The organism is Rahnella variigena (genome assembly GCF_003610915.1).
GTDB lineage: Bacteria > Pseudomonadota > Gammaproteobacteria > Enterobacterales > Enterobacteriaceae > Rahnella > Rahnella variigena.
This window is the reverse complement of the sequence record NZ_NSDJ01000001.1, coordinates 2,457,978-2,475,555: the sequence shown is the minus strand read 5'-3', so window position 1 is coordinate 2,475,555 and position 17,578 is coordinate 2,457,978. Positions and strand designations below refer to the sequence as shown.

The 17,578-nt window shown below is 50.5% G+C and carries 12 protein-coding genes; 6 read left to right on the top strand and 6 right to left on the bottom strand.

The annotated features are described in order from the left end of the window. Positions 1-5 precede the first annotated feature (5 nt). Together proQ and CKQ54_RS11585 are read right to left on the bottom strand one after the other, a co-directional pair. Positions 6-695: an RNA chaperone ProQ gene (gene proQ, locus CKQ54_RS11590; protein ID WP_112287990.1), complete on the bottom strand. Its 690-nt coding sequence runs from the start codon at positions 693-695 to the stop codon at positions 6-8. A 95-nt stretch (positions 696-790) separates the two neighbouring features. Next, positions 791-1,288, bottom strand: a complete 498-nt coding sequence (locus CKQ54_RS11585) for a GAF domain-containing protein (RefSeq protein WP_112287991.1) — start codon at positions 1,286-1,288, stop codon at positions 791-793. 257 nt (positions 1,289-1,545) lie between these two features. Here CKQ54_RS11585 and yebS point away from each other — a divergent pair, with 257 nt between their 5' ends. The 5 genes from yebS (at position 1,546) to CKQ54_RS11560 (ending at position 9,551) form a co-directional block, all read left to right on the top strand. Next, a complete protein-coding gene (gene yebS, locus CKQ54_RS11580; RefSeq protein WP_112287992.1) occupies positions 1,546-2,793 on the top strand; it encodes a membrane integrity lipid transport subunit YebS in 1,248 nt (415 codons plus the stop codon). Then, positions 2,762-5,392, top strand: a complete 2,631-nt coding sequence (locus CKQ54_RS11575; RefSeq protein ID WP_120161755.1) for a PqiB family protein — start codon at positions 2,762-2,764, stop codon at positions 5,390-5,392. The genes yebS and CKQ54_RS11575 overlap by 32 nt, the downstream gene beginning before the upstream one ends. Before the next feature lie 207 nt (positions 5,393-5,599). Continuing rightward, positions 5,600-6,994, top strand: coding sequence for a 16S rRNA (cytosine(1407)-C(5))-methyltransferase RsmF (rsmF, locus tag CKQ54_RS11570; RefSeq protein WP_167459666.1), 1,395 nt, complete (start codon positions 5,600-5,602; stop codon positions 6,992-6,994). 370 nt (positions 6,995-7,364) lie between these two features. Further along, the gene (locus tag CKQ54_RS11565) at positions 7,365-9,086 is read left to right on the top strand and encodes a sensor domain-containing diguanylate cyclase (protein WP_120161754.1); all 1,722 of its coding nucleotides are present in this window, start codon (positions 7,365-7,367) and stop codon (positions 9,084-9,086) included. A gap of 222 nt (positions 9,087-9,308) precedes the next feature. After that, entirely contained in the window at positions 9,309-9,551 is a 243-nt protein-coding gene (locus tag CKQ54_RS11560; RefSeq protein ID WP_112287995.1) for a YebV family protein, read from the top strand. Between the two features lie 57 nt (positions 9,552-9,608). Here CKQ54_RS11560 and CKQ54_RS11555 read toward each other — a convergent pair whose 3' ends face one another. The 4 genes from CKQ54_RS11555 to CKQ54_RS11540 all read right to left on the bottom strand — a co-directional run bounded on the left by CKQ54_RS11555 (position 9,609) and on the right by CKQ54_RS11540 (position 16,391). Beyond that, positions 9,609-10,259, bottom strand: coding sequence for a C39 family peptidase (locus tag CKQ54_RS11555; RefSeq protein ID WP_244220201.1), 651 nt, complete (start codon positions 10,257-10,259; stop codon positions 9,609-9,611). Between the two features lie 93 nt (positions 10,260-10,352). Then, complete coding sequence (locus tag CKQ54_RS11550) at positions 10,353-10,745, bottom strand: ASCH domain-containing protein (protein ID WP_120161753.1); 393 nt, start codon at positions 10,743-10,745, stop codon at positions 10,353-10,355. 97 nt (positions 10,746-10,842) lie between these two features. After that, positions 10,843-13,593 carry a WG repeat-containing protein gene (locus CKQ54_RS11545; RefSeq protein WP_244220200.1) on the bottom strand — a complete coding sequence of 917 codons (2,751 nt, stop codon included), beginning with the start codon at positions 13,591-13,593 and terminating at the stop codon, positions 10,843-10,845. A gap of 113 nt (positions 13,594-13,706) precedes the next feature. Further along, on the bottom strand, positions 13,707-16,391 hold the full coding sequence (locus tag CKQ54_RS11540) for a WG repeat-containing protein (protein WP_244220199.1): 2,685 nt from the start codon (positions 16,389-16,391) through the stop codon (positions 13,707-13,709). A 592-nt stretch (positions 16,392-16,983) separates the two neighbouring features. On the opposite strand from CKQ54_RS11540, the gene CKQ54_RS11535 reads away from it, so the two are divergent. Continuing rightward, entirely contained in the window at positions 16,984-17,241 is a 258-nt protein-coding gene (locus CKQ54_RS11535) for a DUF1883 domain-containing protein (protein ID WP_120161750.1), read from the top strand. Positions 17,242-17,578 lie beyond the last annotated feature (337 nt).

Below are 17,578 nucleotides of genomic sequence, written 5' to 3'. Positions count from 1 at the left end.
CCGTATCAGAACTGCAAGTGTTCTGCGCGCACGATCATCGCCAGACCCGAAGAGAGTTGAACGCGTACACCGTCTTTGGCAATTTCCAAAACGGTTGCATCCATTGCACTCTGTCCTGCTCTGACTTTGATTTCCTGGCCAATTTGCAGTTTTGAAATGTCTGTTACTGGCACCTGACGCGGTTCACGTTTTTCCTCACGCGGTGGGCGAGGTGTACGTGGTTTGCGATTTTCCTGACCAGCTACAGCAGCGGGCGCATTTTCACGACGCGGCGCGGGTTTTTTACCTGCCGGACGTGGACGACGTGGCTCAGTGGTTTCACCGGCTTCACGACGTTTAGCCTGTTGTTCTGCACGTTGTGCCTGAACGCGGGCTTTTGCTTCTTCCAACTGTTTACGGGCATGTTCAACGTGCTGCTCTTCGAGAACGCCACATGAATTACCATCAAGGTCAACGCGTTCCGCGCCAACTTTGACGCCGTACAGATAGCGCCAGCTTGAGGTATACAGACGCAGAGCAGAGCGTAACTGAGTTTTGCTCAGATTCTCTTCACCTTGCACGCGCTCGACCAAATCCGCAAAGATACCGATCTTTAATGGGCGTGCTTCGCCTTCGGCGGTAAAACAGAGCGGGAACCGCTCAGCCAAAAAGGCGATGACTTCTTTACTACTGTTCAACTTAGGTTGATTTTCCATGAAATTTCCTGATTACAACGGGTTTGCCAACCGGCGCAGGCATGAACAGGCGTCATTATAATGACGCCGTTATTAAATGCCACGTTATCCGACGATCAACTTACGATCAGATTGACATATTTTTCAGCATCGCAGTTTTCGAGATGCTGGCAAAGCCCGCTGACTAACTCTGTCAGCCCCTGTTCATCGGCTTCGTCGAAGCGTTGATAAACGGTGCTATCAATGTCTAATACGCCGATCACTTTGCCATTTACTGTTACTGGCAGAACGATTTCGGCATTACTTGCTGCGTCACAGGCGATATGGCCCGGGAAGGCATGAACATCACCCACACGTTGCACAGTATTTTCCGCCACTGCCGTACCGCAAACACCTTTTCCTACCGGAATACGCACGCAGGCAATTTTACCCTGGAATGGCCCCAGCACCAGCGTTGTGCCATCCATCAGATAAAAACCTACCCAGTTAACGCCTTCAAGACGTTCAAAAAGTAAGGCACTCGCATTCGACAGAGTCGCAATAAAATTGTTTTCTCCGGCGATCAACGCGCTCAAATCACGTTTTAATTCCGTGTAGAATGCTTCTTTATTCATGTAGTAACCAATAATAACCTAAGGGCACTGAGCCGTTCTGTTGTGCTTAACCCCTATAAAATAAGCATTAAATGCCCATATGAACAAGGTTAATCCTGTGTGACATCAAAAAGACTCACCTACAATAACTGTTTGCCGACCGCATAATACGTTATTTTGTCAAAAAAACCTGGCTGATCTTGGCCTGATGGCCTCGCCTGACCCCTTCGCGGGATGCGTAATTGTAACAACAGGTATTCTTTACTATTTCAGGCACTATGAAAATACACACAATTTCAGCCCAGATACCACAGATTCGCTATCAGCGATGCAGCGAGTGTGACACGCTTTTCACACTTCCGTCGCTGCAACGCACGCAGACAGCTCATTGTCCGCGTTGTAACGCGAAAGTTGAAAAAGGCAGGGTTTGTTCCCTGCCGCGACTGATCACGATGGCTATCAGCATATTATTGCTGATGCCGTTCGCGTATACCGAACCGCTGATCAGCATTCGTCTGCTGGGGACTCGCATTGACGCCAGTTTGCTTGAAGGTATCTGGCAGATGTCGCAACAGGGGGATCCCGTGACCGCCAGCATGGTGGCCTTTTGTACCATCGGTGCGCCGCTGACACTCGCAGTATCCATTCTTTATTTGCATTTTGGCAGCAAACTTGGGATGAATCTGAAACCAGTGCTGCTGATGCTCGATCGCCTCAAAGACTGGGTGATGCTGGATATTTATCTGGTCGGAATGGCCGTCGCCAGTATCAAGGTTAAAGAGTATGCAGACATCAACGTCGGTATTGCGCTGGCCGCCTATCTGATGATGACGCTGATGGTCACGCTGACCATGATTAATCTCAACATCGAGCAGTTATGGGAAGAATTCTACCCGCAACGTCAGCCAAAAGGATTGCCCTCTTCATTGCGGCTGTGCCTGGCCTGTAAATTCACCGGTATACCGGATGAGCGCGGACGCTGCCCGCGCTGCCATGTTCCGATGCGTCTACGCTATAAGCACAGTTTGCAGAAAACCTGGGCCGCTCTGATTGCCGCCATTGTCTTTTTAATCCCGGCCAATTTACTGCCCATTTCCATCATCTATGCCAACGGGCAACAGCTGAAGGACACTATATTTTCCGGTGTTGTGTCGCTCGCCACATCGGGGAACGTACCGATCGCCGCCATTGTATTTATCGCTAGCGTGCTGGTGCCATTTACCAAAGTGATCGTGATGCTGACGCTGCTTCTCAGCATTCATTTCAAAGCGATTCAGGGACTGAAAACACGTATCCGCCTTTTCCGTCTGGTGCACTGGATAGGACGCTGGTCGATGCTGGATTTGTTTGTTATTTCATTAATGATGTCGCTGGTTAACCGTGACCAGCTTTTGTCTTTTACGATGGGACCGGCCGCCTTTTACTTCGGCGCAGCCGTAATTCTGACCGTTCTTGCCGTTGAATGGCTTGATAGCCGCTTGATTTGGGATGCACATGCAACAGGAAACGCCGAATACACCGACTGAAGCACGTATTAAACACAGACGCCGGATTTCGCCGTTCTGGCTTCTGCCGTTTATCGCTTTACTGATCGCCGGATGGTTGATTTACAGCAACTATCAGGAACGTGGGAACACTGTGACTATCGATTTCCAGTCAGCGGCAGGTATTGTCGCTGGCCGTACGCCGGTGCGTTATCAGGGCGTGGAAGTTGGCACGGTGGAATCCATCAGCCTGACGAAAGACCTGCGCACTATTCAGGTGAAAGTCAGTATTAAAAGTGACTTGTCTGACGCCCTGCGTGAAGGCACACAGTTCTGGCTGGTCACTCCGAAAGCGTCACTTGCCGGCGTTTCGGGACTTGATGCGCTGGTGGGCGGTAACTACATCGGCATGATGCCAGGGCCGGGAAAAGAGAAAGACCATTTTGTGGCGCTCGATACACAGCCTAAATTCCGCCTCAATACCGGCGAACTGATGGTCCATCTGCATGCCAAAGATCTGGGTTCGCTGAACACCGGTTCGCTGGTTTATTACCGTAAAATTCCGGTCGGTAAGGTTTACGATTACGATATTGAAAGTGGCAATGAAGGCGTAACCATCGACGTACTGGTCGACAAACGCTTTGCTAATCTGGTCAAAGAAAATACGCGTTTCTGGAACGTTTCAGGCTTTAAGGCAGATTTGAGTCTGAGCGGAGCGAAAGTTCAGATGGAAAGTCTGGCAGCACTGGTGAATGGCGCGATCGCTATGGATTCCCCGAATGACGGGAAACAGGCAAAAGCCGATCAGTCATACGTGCTCTATCCGGATCTGGCGCAAAGCCAGCGTGGTGTGGAAATCAATCTGGATTTACCCGATGGTAACGGGCTATCCGAAGACCAGACACCACTGATGTATCAGGGCTTACAAGTCGGTACGCTGACCAAAATCACGTTACAGCCGGATAATAAAGTCACCGGTAAACTGACGGTCGATCCTTCAGTGCTCGACATGATGCGTACCGGCACGCGCATTGAAATGAACAGTCCGAAAATCAGCCTCAATAATGCCAATCTCAGCCAGTTGCTAACCGGTAATACGCTGGAACTGATCCCCGGCGACGGTGAGCCGCAAAAGCATTTTGTGGTGCTCGACAGTAATCAGCGATTGTTGCAGAACCCTGACATACTCAAAGTTCAGCTGATTGCACCGCAGAGTTACGGTATTGATGCGGGACAGCCCATTAAACTTTACGGCCTCAACGTCGGTACAATTATTGACCGGACGCTAACAGATGAAGGCATTGTGTTTAATGTTGCTATCAAGCCGGAATATAAAAACTTGCTGCATAAAGACAGCAAGTTTGTGGTCAACAGCCGGGTTGATGTGAAACTGGGTGTCGATGGTATGGAAGTCCTTGGTGCCAGCGCTCAGGAATGGGTCGATGGTGGTGTGCGTATTATTCCAGGCACCAAAGGCGCACCTGCACAAAAATATCCGCTTTACAGTAATGCCGAAAAAGCTGCCGAAGGCATTCAGGGCGAGCAACCGGGCGCCACGCTAACACTGACAGCTAAAAGCCTGCCTGATGTTCAGACAGGTTCAGTCGTGCTTTACCGGAAGTTCCAGGTAGGCCAGATAGTCAATGTCCGTCCTAAAGCCAATGAATTTGAAGTTGATGTATATATTCAGCCGCAATATCGCAACCTGCTGACAGAGAAGACGATTTTCTGGGCAGAAGGTGGCGCAAAAGTGCAGCTCAACGGCAACGGGCTGACCGTTCAGGCCTCACCGCTGGATCGCGCGCTTAAAGGCGCTATCAGCTTCGATAATCTTGATGGCGTCACCGCCAGCAAAGGGGCGAAGCGTGTTCTGTATGATTCAGAAACTTCGGCACGCGCAGTTGGCAGCCAGATAACGCTGAATACTTATGATGCCAGTAAGCTTTCCGCCGGCATGCCTATTCGTTATCTGGGCATCACCATCGGTCAGGTGGAGTCGCTGAAACTGGATCCGCAACTGAATCAGGTTTCCGCCAAAGCCGTGTTGTATCCGGAATATGTTGAAAACTTTGCCCGCCGCGGAACCCGGTTCTCAATCGTTTCACCGGAAATTTCGGCCGGTGGCGTCAGCAATCTCGATACGCTTCTCCAGCCCTACATTAACGTAGAAGCAGGCAAAGGCGCGCCAGCGCGCAACTTTGATTTGCAGGACTCCACCATCACCGACTCGCGCTACACGGATGGTCTGGGTATCGTGGTCGATGCCGCCGAAGTCGGTTCATTACAAATCGGCACGCCGGTGCTGTTCCGCGGAATTGAAGTCGGTACCGTATCTGGCTTCTATCTGGGCGCCATGGCGGACCGCGTGAATGTGACGCTTCGGATCAGTAAAAAATATCAATATCTGGTGCGGGAAAACTCCGTGTTCTGGCTGGCCTCTGGCTACGACCTGCAATTCGGTCTGACCGGTGGCGTGTTCAAAAGCGGCACATTCCAGCAATTTATTCGCGGAGGTATCGCCTTTGCGACGCCGCCAACCACGCCACTGGCGCCGAAAGCCGCCAACGGTAATCATTTCCTGCTCAATCCTGAAGCACCAAAAGACTGGCAGAAATGGGGAACGGCAATCCCGAGAAATTAACCGATATTATGTTGATCAGGGCCACCTTCGGGTGGCCTTTTCTTTATCAGGCAACGCGCGCAGCCCTCTTATCAAATGTAAATATGATAAACTCCGCGGCAGAAAATCTTCTTCAGCTCTGGAACCACACCTTTGTCAAAGCTCACTACCGCCACCACTTTTACTGATAAATTACCCGCCGCTTTTCTGGAAGCCACACGCGCAATCATGCCCGCTGAACTGAGCATGGACGATTTTATTGCAGCCTGCCAGCGCCCTCTCCGCCCCAGTCTGCGGGTGAATACCCTGAAAATAAGCGTGACGGATTTCCTTGAGCTTGCCGGCAATTATCAGTGGGATTTGGAGCCTGTGCCGTGGTGTGCGGAAGGTTTCTGGATAAACCGCAACGTCCTGGACGATACACGTCTGGGCAATGCCTTATCGCATCTGGCCGGCCTTTTCTATATTCAGGAAGCCAGTTCCATGTTGCCGGTCACGGCGTTATTTGCCAACGATACCCAACCGGTTCTGGTGATGGATGTGGCTGCTGCACCCGGCTCTAAAACCACGCAAATCGCGGCGCTGATGGAAAATCAGGGTGGCATTATTGCCAATGAATATTCCGCCAGCCGCGTCAAAGTCCTGCACGCAAATATCAGCCGCTGTGGCGTCAGTAATACAGCGCTGACTCACTTTGACGGACGCGTATTTGGTGCTGCTCTGCCTGAAACGTTTGACGCTATCCTGCTGGACGCGCCCTGCTCCGGCGAAGGCGTTATCCGTAAAGACCCTGACGCCATGAGCAACTGGTCTGAAAACAGCGTGACTGAAATTGCCTCAACTCAGCGTGAACTGATCGACAGCGCATTTCATGCGCTTAAACCTGGCGGTGTTTTGGTCTACTCCACCTGCACCCTTAACGCACAGGAAAACCAGCAAGTCTGCCAGTGGTTACTCGATACCTACAGGGATGCGGTTGAAGTGGAGTCGCTGGCAGAGTTATTCACAGACGCCGGTAAAGCCGTCACACCGGAAGGCTATTTGCACGTATTTCCGCAGGTTTATGACAGCGAAGGTTTCTTTGTCGCGCGCTTTCGTAAAACAGATTCTGTTCCGCGTCTGCCAGTCCCGGGATATAAAGTGGGGCGTTTCCCGTTCTCGCCACTTTCCCGTCAGGACAGCGCCGAAATTATCAAGGCTGCGGGTCTTTCAGGGCTTTCCTGGCCTGAGAAACAATACACATTATGGCAACGTGATAAAGAAATCTGGCTGTTCCCTGCCGTGCTGGAACCTGTTTTTGGCAAAGTCCGTTTTTCCCGTATCGGTGTGCGGCTGGCGGAGCGTTTTCCGAAAGGATTTCGCTGGCAGCATGAAGCCGTGGTGGCTTTCAGCGCCACAGATGCCAAAAACCGCTTTGAGATAAATGATGAACTGGCGCAAAGCTGGTTCCGTGGCGTCGATATCTATCCGGACGACACGCCACCCGCTGATGAATGTCTGGTGACCTGGCTTGGCCAGCCATTGGGATTGGCAAAACGCATCGGTAGTCGTATTAAAAACAGCCTGCCGCGCGAACTGGTGAGAGACGGTGCGATACGTCCGCAGACATTGCCGAACGATTAATCAGACTTAACTTTCCCGCAATCTTCTGTGCCAGAGGAGCATTCCGACGGCGCAGAATATGCTGCTTAACCGTCATTAATACCGATAAAAACACCTGATAACGGCATTTCCGTGAATACTGTGCAACTGAACTTTTAGGTGAAATCACGGTGCCAAAGTGTATATAACAATTAGCAGAAGAGCATTTTATGCTTCATATATCGGATAGCGACTTATATTATCAAGAAAGGTTTATTGAATTATAAGTAGGAATAATCCTATCGTGGCATGTATTATTGCCATCAAGATAACATTGTCAGTGATATATCATTTTCAGATATAAATCTTAATGCCTGATGTTGAGTAAAGACCTGCCAGTCGGAGAAGTATCATGTCGGATGAAATGAAACTCGAATCAGCAGATGGGCTGCTTTTGCAGCAAATGGCCAGTCTGCGAGACATTATCGATAACAATTCTGACTGGATCTGGGAAGTCGATGCGCAGGGGCGTTATGTTTTCTCCTCCAACAAATGTATCGAGTTCCTGGGCGTTCCGCCTGAAAAAGTATTAGGTAAAACCCCTTTCGATTTCATGCCTCCGGATGAAGCCCGCCGCGTTGGCGAGCAATTTGCTGCCATCGTTGAGCGTCGTGCCCCTTTCGGTGGATTACTGAACCGTAATATCCGCCCGGACGGCACTGAAGTCATTCTCGAAACCAGCGGTGTTCCGCTCTTTGATGATGACGGGAATTTCCGTGGCTATCGCGGGATTGATCGCAATCTGACCAGCCTCGATCAGGCGCCGGGTCAGCGTCTCTTCCAGCTTGAAACGATCTATTCCAATGCGCCGGTTGGCCTGTGTTTCATTGATTTGCAGATGCGCTACGTCACGGTCAATGACGCAATGGCCACTATTATCGGCCTGCAACCCTATGAAGCGATCGGCCGCAAAGTCGGCGTTTTCCTGCCAGGGCTTTCCCCTCTGCTAAATAACGCGCTGGAACTGGCCCAGCGTAACGAAACAACCCCCGATCGTGAGTTTTCCGTTCCCGGAAAAAATCAGGTTTTCTTCGTGCGTATTAAAGCGGCCTATGACGGACAGAATCATCTGAATGGCCTCTCCGTCGCGATGACCGACATTACCAGCCTCAAACGAATGGAAAGAGCCCTGCGCGAAAGCCAGGAGCATTATCGCAACATGGTTGAGCTTAACCCGCAAATCCCGTGGACAGCCGATCCGCGCGGGATGCTCAATGATGTCAGTTCACGCTTTCAACGGATAACCGGCATGACCCGGCAGGATATCCTGGCCGACAAGTGGATCCAGAGTATGCATGTGGAAGACCGCCGCGCCGCCGTTCAGACCTGGGAACAGTGCCTGAAAACAGGCGCGCCGCTGGATATTGAAGTCCGCTTTTGTCACGTAGATCGCGGCTGGAACTGGATGCGTATCCGCGCCGCGGCAAGCTACGCCACCGATGGCTCGATTCAACGCTGGTACGGTACCGCTGAAGACGTTCATGAGCGCAAATTGCTGGAACTGAAACTGGTCAAAGCCAACCGTCGGCTGGAGATCCAGGCACGCACAGATTCACTGACCAAACTGCCTAATCGACGTGAGTTCAAAAAAGTGCTAAGCCATGAATATATGCGCGCCAAACGGAACCGCACGCCGCTGACCGTAGTGATGATCGACATAGACTACTTCAAACACTTTAACGACCATTACGGCCATCTTTCCGGTGATGCCTGCCTGCGTTTAGTAGCGCGCACCTTGCGCAAATCACTCAAACGCAGCACTGACGTCGTGACACGTTTTGGCGGTGAAGAGTTCGCTGCCATTCTGCCGGATACTGACCTGAAAGGCGCATGGATTGTCGCACAACACATTATGGAATCGATTGAATCGCTGGGCATCAAGCATAGCTTCAGTGAATTTAACCGCGTCACCATCAGTCAGGGGATTGCGACTTATATGCCGGACCAGGATCCCGGCATTGAAGATCAGTCAGATATCGTCAGTGCCGCAGATGAGGCCTTGTATCTGTCCAAAAATAATGGCCGCAACCAGATTAACGCGATGCCTGTGTCAGTAAGATTTAATCAGCTTTAATCCTTTTCCGAGCCGCTGCATTTAGCATAAGGCGGCTCCCGGCATTTTAACACCGCCCACCCGGTTCAAAATCCTGCCTCTTCTCGTCATCCATAAAAAAGAATATCCGCAAAAATTCGGGTGGCGCTTTTTGTGCTGTCGACTATTCTCAAATAAGGCAGACCAACTGGTCATACCTGATGTCATTGAAATGGCTTACTTCACTCTGGCGAGGAGTATCAGATGGGAAAATCGATTATCCGGATTGGCAGTTACGAAATTGACGATGCACATCTTTCAACGCCTGAAGCAAAAGGCGGCGATAAGGTGCATATTCCGTGCAAATCAGACCCTGATTTGTGCATGCAGCTTGATGCCTGGGATGACCACACCAGCGTTCCGGCAGTCCTCGATGGCCGTCATTCTGTGTTGTATAAAGAAAAGTACGACGAACAGAAAGATGAGTGGATCATGCGACTGGAGTAACACAGCGTGGCGAACGGAAGTGAGTTCGCCACGCCGCTTGCGGTCGGACGGCGTGAGTCACTGTTGAGGTTGAGTTTTTTTGACCAGAGAGATACCCCGCCCGGCAAAAAAGCGCGCGAAAGTTTCCACAGGTAACGTGACATCCTGTTGGGTAGAAACATTGTGACCTGAAGGATTATGAAAGGTCACAGTCTGAGAATCCGCTCGCGTTACCAGCACCAGATGACCGCCTTTTTGCGGGGGTGTGGAGTCCGGGATACGAACCGAAGGATGCACCGAAGCAATAAAAAACCGGTGTTCCTGCAGTTGACCGGCTATTTCTTGTGCCGAGATATCTACCTTCACCTGAGCTTCAAGCCCCAACTCCTGCCGGACATATTCAACAAAAGGCGCGTAGATCAGTCCCTTTATGTTGTCACCCTCGCGAATATATGCCCCGTAGGACAAGCTGCGGTAGGTCAGTTTCAAAACAGGCACTACTTTGCCTGAAACAGCGGCCAACACCATTTTCAGGCAACACATCCCGCAAACATGGTTTGCCCACTCAATAAATTCCTGCTGATCAGATGCGCCGGACTGAGGCCACAAACTGATATCACTGAGTTTGATATCTCCGGCAATAATCCCGGCCGCACAGTCAGGATCTTCCCACTGGTTAAAATAAGGGACTGCGGAAGAAGCAGAAAACGAACGCTGATTAACGGACATGACGTATTCCTGGTCGAACACTGAAAACATCAGGTTGATCATTTCACTGACGAATGAAAAGGCCTGATTTCTGCATCAGGCCTCTGGAAAGGTTTAGAACTTTTCAACCATCCGGAACTTCATGAGTAACAGAGGCATAGTCGGTTCAAACATTTCATATTCCTCAAAGAAACGCTGGTGCTCTTTGCGCCAATATGCCAGCGTCCGGTCACCTTCTCCTTCTTCCCAGGCATGTTGTTCTGTTACCTGATCAAAAGGCACTTGTTTCACTTCGGTCAGTTGCACGGCACACACCGGATTATTGCGGCCATCAACTACCACAAAGATTTCGCCCGGCTCAGGTTCAGGATCATCATCAAGATTTGAACAGGTGGCGGTTTTTGTGCCAGCAATAACGCGCTTAGCCAGTTCGTCAGCTGACGATTCAGTATCACCAAACGACCAGCGCTCTGCGTCCCTGTATTTGAGTGGGATCTGCGGAATCATAATTTATCCTTTCAATTGAGATAGTTCACTGCCATTACAGTTAAACATTAGCACAAAAAAACCCGCCGCAGCGGGTTTTGCAAGCCGGAAAAGTGTCTTAAGGTTTGCAGTTTTCCGGCATTGTCGCCGGCCACTGACGCGCGCTACCGGCGCCGTATAAGACGCTAATACCACATTCCTTATCAACACGCGCCAGAGGTTTACCCGTTTTGTCGATCATCATCGACATGGCCTGTGTGGAAACGACCGCCACTCCGCTGTCAAACGGCGACGCAGCGCTAAACACCGGTACCACCGCGAAGTTGCCCTGCGCATCGACATAACCATACTTACCGTCAGTTTTGGCGAAAGCCAGCCCGTCGACAGGCAAACCTAAATCAGCATAAGAGACGCCATCAGTCTGTTTACCCTGCCCGTTAATCCAGGTTTTTGTCCCATCAGCACGCGTCAGTACGGCATGATCATCGACCATCTGACTGGCGTGGCCCTGAACCGTAAGAACCAGTTTACCGGTATTATCGACATAACGTGTAGCAGGCTCGTTGTCCTGCGGATCATAGGACACGGACCAGCCGCTCGCTGGCGGCATGCTCCACTGCCCTTCCGGCATGGCTGCCACGCGCACACCTTTGTCATCAATCAGCTCATAGCCTGCTGGCGTTGAGCGCAAGGCCCGCCCTCGCACAAAAGCAGAACTCCGGCTTTCACCCACAGGTTGAATTTGCCATTCGCCTTGCGCAGACAGATATCCTTGCTGAGGCTGGCGCGATAATTTGACCCAGTCGCCGAGCGCACTGATACGTGTTTGCTGCTCATGAAGCTGAATATTACCTTTAGCATCCAGAAGCCAGGACTGACCGGCAGCAGAAGTAGCCAGAATACGTCCGTCACTAAACTGATTTACGGTGAGTCCGGCGACAGGTGCAATTCTTGGTTGCGCGTCATTGCCTGTGATTTCTGCCAGAACAGCCGATTCAGATTGTCCGTCGGTTGCAGGTTGCGTCAGTAACCAGAGGGCGGAGTTAATGCGGCGGGCCTCAGCATATTTCGGCGGCACAACCACTTTACCCTGACTGTCGAGTATCCCCCACAGCCCCTCCGGTGATTTGAATGCGGCCAGACCCTCTGAGTAATCGCCTACATCCTGATACGCCGGTTGCAGGACTGTCTTCTGACTGATGACGTCGTAGATGCCCCACAACGCCCCCTCGGCTGCCGTTTCACGATAGCGGAACCAGCCATTGCCGAGGGATTCAATCTCAAACACGTTCGGCAAATCATAATGCTTACCGGCGTGATCAAGTGCGGTCAGTTTTCCATTCAGATAGTCCAGAGCGTAACCCTGCACAAAAGGAGAAATATTATCTTCAGTCAGCGGGATAATAACCTTGCCCTGCACATCCACCACGCCAGTGCCATCGGCTGTTCTCACGATGAACTGACCGATGTTATTGCTGCTGTCAGCAGGTTCAATATCCTGCCATTTAGTATCAAGCTGAAGGGAGCCATCCGGGCGCAGGAAACCCGCGCCATTTTTGCTGCCAGTATTACCAGGGCGCACCAGCGCAAGTGCCTGTGGCGCTGAAGCTGAAGGGGCATCAATACTGGCAGTCAGAGGTTCGATACGGCTGCCTTCCAGAGTGCTGATACTCTTCTGATTCAGCAATGCCTTGCCTGTGGCATCAACCACATTCACCACATCACCTTGATCATTGCGCAGCCACAAACGGTGATCGATAACTTCAGCACTGGAAATTTGCGCCAGCCAGCCAACATTCTGAGTCCCGCCTATGACTCCGCCAGAAGGAGCAACAATGGCATTCACTTTTTTCTGCTCACCTTTGGTCGTTATCAGGAACTCACCGGTAATCTGCTCCCAGGGCTCACTGCCTGCAGGCAGCGTAATGGGTTGTTTTCGCCCCGGCACATATAAAGTCAGAGAGTCTTTGCTGGCAGGATTTAAAACATAATCCCCTGAAACCCGAAGTGCTGCCGCTCCGGCTTCATTGAAAGTGGCAATCACAGCGGCAGAATTATTCAGCAATTTGATGCCATCGACCGTTTTCGCCAGCCAGAAGGCGCCCGTTTCCTCGCTGACAGTAAGATATTTCTGCTCGTCCTGACTTCCGTCAGTGCGGATTAAAGTAATTCCATCCGCTTTTTTCGCCAGTGCGACAGAAGGATTACGGGGATCCAAGGTGATGGACGTGTACTGTGGCTGAACACGCCAGGTCAGATTCCCATCCACAATGCCATAGCCTTTTGTGGCATCGACCGCAATGAACAGATCATCGGAACCAAACGGCTCAACCACTTCCATTTTGTCCGTCGCCACATGGCGTACACCGTCTGGTGAAAGAAGTACGCTGTTAAACGTCAGGCTGAGGCGGGCTGGGACGCCATTACTCAGGACAGCATCATCAACCAAATCATCAAGTGCTTTACCAACCTGAATACCTTTACGATCAATAATCTGGGATTTTCCGTCCACCTTCACAACGGCCAGACCGGCTTCTGTAAAGGGTTGTACGCTGTCAAAGGAAGGCTGAATCATCCAGTTGCCGGTCAGATCGATATAGCCCCATTTTCCCTGCTGCATGGCGGCAGCGGCACCGAAGTGGTAATCCCCGACCTGCTCAAAAACAGGTTTGATGACGAGCTGCCCCTGATTATCCAGAAACCCCCAGCGCTCATCCGTTGCGTCAGCTGCGGATAAAAGTACGGCAGCACGCCCTTCACGCACATCGCGGATACACAAATTTTGCACTAAAGGCAGCGCCGCGCGTAGCTGGATATCGGCCCTGGAAGCGGGCAATGGCGCCGAACATCCCGGTGCTGATTCAGCCATTACAGGTTCAGCCGCAACAGCCGAGGCAGTCAGCGTCAAAAAGGCCAATGTGCTACCGGTGTTCAATGCGCAGCGGAGTGCGTGACGTAGCCTTAAAGGTTTGCTGACAATCATTAATTACCCCCGGAACCGCAAGTGGGTGCTTTCGCAGGCCAAAGATAAGCACCTTTCGCATCCACGATGACGCGCTGATTACAACGCACCTGAATTTTTGCCTGTACATTCCCGTCGGCATTCAGCAAATTCACCACACCCTTGCCACCAGCCCACGCACGCTTCTCACTAAAATCGGTTGCCCAGTCAAATTTAGGCAAAACAGCGAAACGGCCCGTGGTATTGATATATCCCAGCAGGTTGCCGTACGTTGATTTTTTCACGGCGGTCGCAAAATTATTGCTCATCGCACCCACCTGATCGAAGTAAGCACCGATCAACTTCTTGCCTTGCTGATCGACAAAACCATAAAGGCCTTTTTGATCACGCATAGGAATAACACCCGAACTGGCTTTGTCGGCCTGCAGGCTGTCAAGCCCGGCGAAGCGCTGGATTTCATTGCCATCGTTGTCATACAGAACGGTTTCACCTTTCTCGTCATCATTCATGACAAGGCGCATCATCGAATTAAGCGGTTGTGCCTGTTCGAAGCCCTCTGCCGAAGCGCCATGGTCATTTATCAGCATAGTTCGCCCGTCGCTGACAGCACGGCTTAGATTCAGAGGTGCGATGAAATTAAATTCAGCCGTGTAAAGCGGCTGAATTTGCCAGTAGCCCTGGCTGTCAATCGCGCCGTAATGTGGCGCGAAACTCAATTTTATCCAGTCACCTTCTACAGAAATCGATGAAGCGTTAATGGCTTTACTGACCGGGGAACGCCCGGCGTTGTCCAGTAAGGCCACGCCCCCTTCGGAAGGTTGAACCAGCCAATGGTTCTGCCCGACAGCTTGCGGTCTGGCGAGTAAATCCGTCGCTAACGCCTGCCCGCTTTGGGCACTATAAAGACTGTAATGGCTGGCGAGTGCACCACGTTCTCCAGGCTGATCGTTATCAGAAAGAGTAAACGCATCCTGACCAATATATTGGAATTTACCGCTTCGCTCCGCATCCGGGGCTATCGCCCAGGAGCCATTAGCGCTGAGAACGCCCCATCCTTCATCCGTTTTAGCCAGAGCATAACCTTCGCTGAAGGCATCGATTTCAGTGAACTGTGGTGCCACCTTAATACTTTTGCTCGCGATATCCCACAAGCCCCAGCGCTGCGCTTCTTTTTCACCCTCGGTGTAATAAATCAATCCTGAGGATAAACGCTGAGCATTTTTCTGAATGTCTGCCGGTACCTCGATTGCATTACCGTTTCGGTCAATCAGATGTTTAACATCTGTATTATTGGCATTCTCTACAGCCCAGGTGTAATCACCCTCGAACGGAGTGATCTGGGTATACACCGGCTGAATAACCCACTTACCTGAAGCATCGACAGCACCCGTTTTTTTAGTTTGAGTGTGGATGATAAGCGGCGCCTGAGAACCGGAGATTTCTACTGAAGCCCATTGAGGATCAGACAAAACATTACCTTGCGAGGTAAGAATCGCAGGCGGTTTGCTGGCATCCGCGGGGGTCAGAACCGCCCATGGGAGACTGTGTGCCACATCGCCGTTTGTTTCTGGCAGTGCAGTGACATCATCTGTGATCGCCACTGTACCCAATGGCCGCAGCTGGTAGTCTTTGAGAGCAGTAAGGGTGGCATCATTGAGAAGCGCTACACCATTGTTGTCATAAATCTGCGCGACTTGTGGTGCCTTGCCTTCAGTTTGCATAACCCAGAGATGATTTCCCTGCTGCAGCACTTGCGGCTTATTCACTTTCAGCGAAACAATCTGATTATCTGCACCGATGATAACAATGCCTTTGCTACCCGTACCCAGCGTTGCTTTTCCCCAGACCAGAATGTTTTCAGACTGATCAGCAGGAATATCCTGCACTTTCTCCAGCTTGCTGCTGAGTAACTGTTTATTGTTATCATTCCCCGTCACCAGCCAGCTGCCGGAAGCAAGCGGTCGAACAGATTTGTATTGCTCTTTATTTAACGCAACACCCTGACGATCCACAAATGACCAAAGATTCTTGGTTTTTACCGCAACTACGTCACCATTAAGTTGTGGTTCATCCCGCGTTTTAAGCACCATCGGGTTTATCGCCCAGTCACCGTTCTCATCGAGATAGCCCCAATAACCTTCTTCTGAAGAATCACGTTTTTTGGCGGGGATTAACCCTGACTGTGGCAAATCGAGCGCCATAACATCATCAGGTAAAGAAAGAGAGCGATCGGTGGAAGCATTCCACAACGCAGGTGACACCTGCGTTTGGACACTTGCCAGGGCCTGACCGCCGGCAAAACCACGGCTGTCGAGTGCAACGGCGAATGGCAGCGTTTTAATCACTGCGCCTTTTTTGTCTATGAGCGCCAGACGATTATCTGTCACCACTAAGGCAGTCCCTTGGGCATTAAAATCTGTAGCATGCGTAAAGCGCGGCTCGATAACCCAGTGGCCTTTTTTATCGATATATCCGAACTGGTCGCCTTTTTTCACCGCAGCCAGGTCGTTAACAAAACCCCGCGCTTCGCTGAAATCAGGTTTGATGACCATGTGCCCGGTGGTATCCACGTAGCCCCACTGTGGTTCACGCGAAAGGCCGACCTGAACAGGCGAAAGCCCTTGCTGGAAAGGTAGCTGACAGTCTTTGGCGGTTTTTGCATTGCCACATGCCCGTAACTGCGCGTCGTCCGCATGTGCCGGCATAGTAAAAAAAGCATTCAGAACCAGGGTTAACGCACTGAAATTTCTGATGTATTTAAATTTTTCGGAGCAATTCATCCGATGCCCTTATAACTGGATAAAATAGGAAAGTGTTGCGCGCGCTTTTTCTTCATCACCCGCAAAATGGGCGTGTGAGACGGTAATAAATCCGATAATAATCAATTTCAAACGCGCGCACATGTTATACGCCTATAGGGTGTCAGCTTGTGAAAGAAAAAGCAGCTAATTTATTACTCTGTAACGAATGAATACACTTCATCACTGCACCGAAAGGTACTCTACAGATGTTACCATCCGATTTGATTCAGCACATTCCGCTAACCTCATAATTACATTTTTACTTCTTTCTTAAAAATAGGATCATTTTTGGTTACAGGCATAAAAATGGCGAATTATTAATCTCTGAAAGATTCTTATAACTTTTGATTAAAGTCATTATTTCCCCAGCTTTTGTCTGGTTTTATAGATAAATGAGCGTTGTGTGACCAATATCACTCCCGGTCTCGGTGACGTAAAACCTGGTAGTGTTCGGTTACAGCGTATTTCAGGTGCTTTATCTAATTGGGGAAAAGTCATGCCTATTGTTCGAGCCAGACTGAGTTTGTTTGGTGGCGACACTGTCGTCATACGTTGTTCAGAAAAATGTCACATACACCTGATGTGTGAAAGTGAAGTTGAGCGAAAAGGACGTCACTCTGGTTTCGGCGATATTTTGACAGTTAATGATCAGAATACGGCTTATGTAGGGATCCCCTACAAAGGTGTCTGGAATGTCCTCATCGATTCCAAATGCGACTCTCTGGAGCATTCAATCAGCTACCTGCCAGCCTGATCACCTTCTTATAAAAAAACCTCCATCTCTTATAATATTTTGCTCAGGCGATTGGAAAACCATTTGCCTGATCTTAAGACCTCGCAATCCAACGTTTTGCAGCTCATGAAGTTACAGACATCAGGGAATACCGTCCACGGTCAAAGTTGATTCTTGCGTAACGTCACGTAATAAACTTTAGCGCGTTACATCAGTTACATAGCGTTATTGAATTGAACATTCCACATATCTGAAAACCTCTTTCCAGGCCTGATTAATTGATTGCAAGCGGTGATTCCCCATTGCATTCTGTCTGATGTAACGACGTGGCGCCGGTCAGTTCACCGGATTTTCTTCA

What these genes read in the sequence shown, in the direction of transcription:
- proQ (WP_112287990.1), bottom strand. Translation starts at nt 695, where the DNA reads ATGGAAAATCAACCTAAGTTGAACAGTAGTAAAGAAGTCATCGCCTTT.
- CKQ54_RS11585 (WP_112287991.1), bottom strand. Translation starts at nt 1,288, where the DNA reads ATGAATAAAGAAGCATTCTACACGGAATTAAAACGTGATTTGAGCGCG.
- yebS (WP_112287992.1), top strand. Translation starts at nt 1,546, where the DNA reads ATGAAAATACACACAATTTCAGCCCAGATACCACAGATTCGCTATCAG.
- CKQ54_RS11575 (WP_120161755.1), top strand. Translation starts at nt 2,762, where the DNA reads ATGCAACAGGAAACGCCGAATACACCGACTGAAGCACGTATTAAACAC.
- rsmF (WP_167459666.1), top strand. Translation starts at nt 5,600, where the DNA reads ATGCCCGCTGAACTGAGCATGGACGATTTTATTGCAGCCTGCCAGCGC.
- CKQ54_RS11565 (WP_120161754.1), top strand. Translation starts at nt 7,365, where the DNA reads ATGTCGGATGAAATGAAACTCGAATCAGCAGATGGGCTGCTTTTGCAG.
- CKQ54_RS11560 (WP_112287995.1), top strand. Translation starts at nt 9,309, where the DNA reads ATGGGAAAATCGATTATCCGGATTGGCAGTTACGAAATTGACGATGCA.
- CKQ54_RS11555 (WP_244220201.1), bottom strand. Translation starts at nt 10,259, where the DNA reads ATGTCCGTTAATCAGCGTTCGTTTTCTGCTTCTTCCGCAGTCCCTTAT.
- CKQ54_RS11550 (WP_120161753.1), bottom strand. Translation starts at nt 10,745, where the DNA reads ATGATTCCGCAGATCCCACTCAAATACAGGGACGCAGAGCGCTGGTCG.
- CKQ54_RS11545 (WP_244220200.1), bottom strand. Translation starts at nt 13,593, where the DNA reads ATGGCTGAATCAGCACCGGGATGTTCGGCGCCATTGCCCGCTTCCAGG.
- CKQ54_RS11540 (WP_244220199.1), bottom strand. Translation starts at nt 16,391, where the DNA reads ATGCCGGCACATGCGGACGACGCGCAGTTACGGGCATGTGGCAATGCA.
- CKQ54_RS11535 (WP_120161750.1), top strand. Translation starts at nt 16,984, where the DNA reads ATGCCTATTGTTCGAGCCAGACTGAGTTTGTTTGGTGGCGACACTGTC.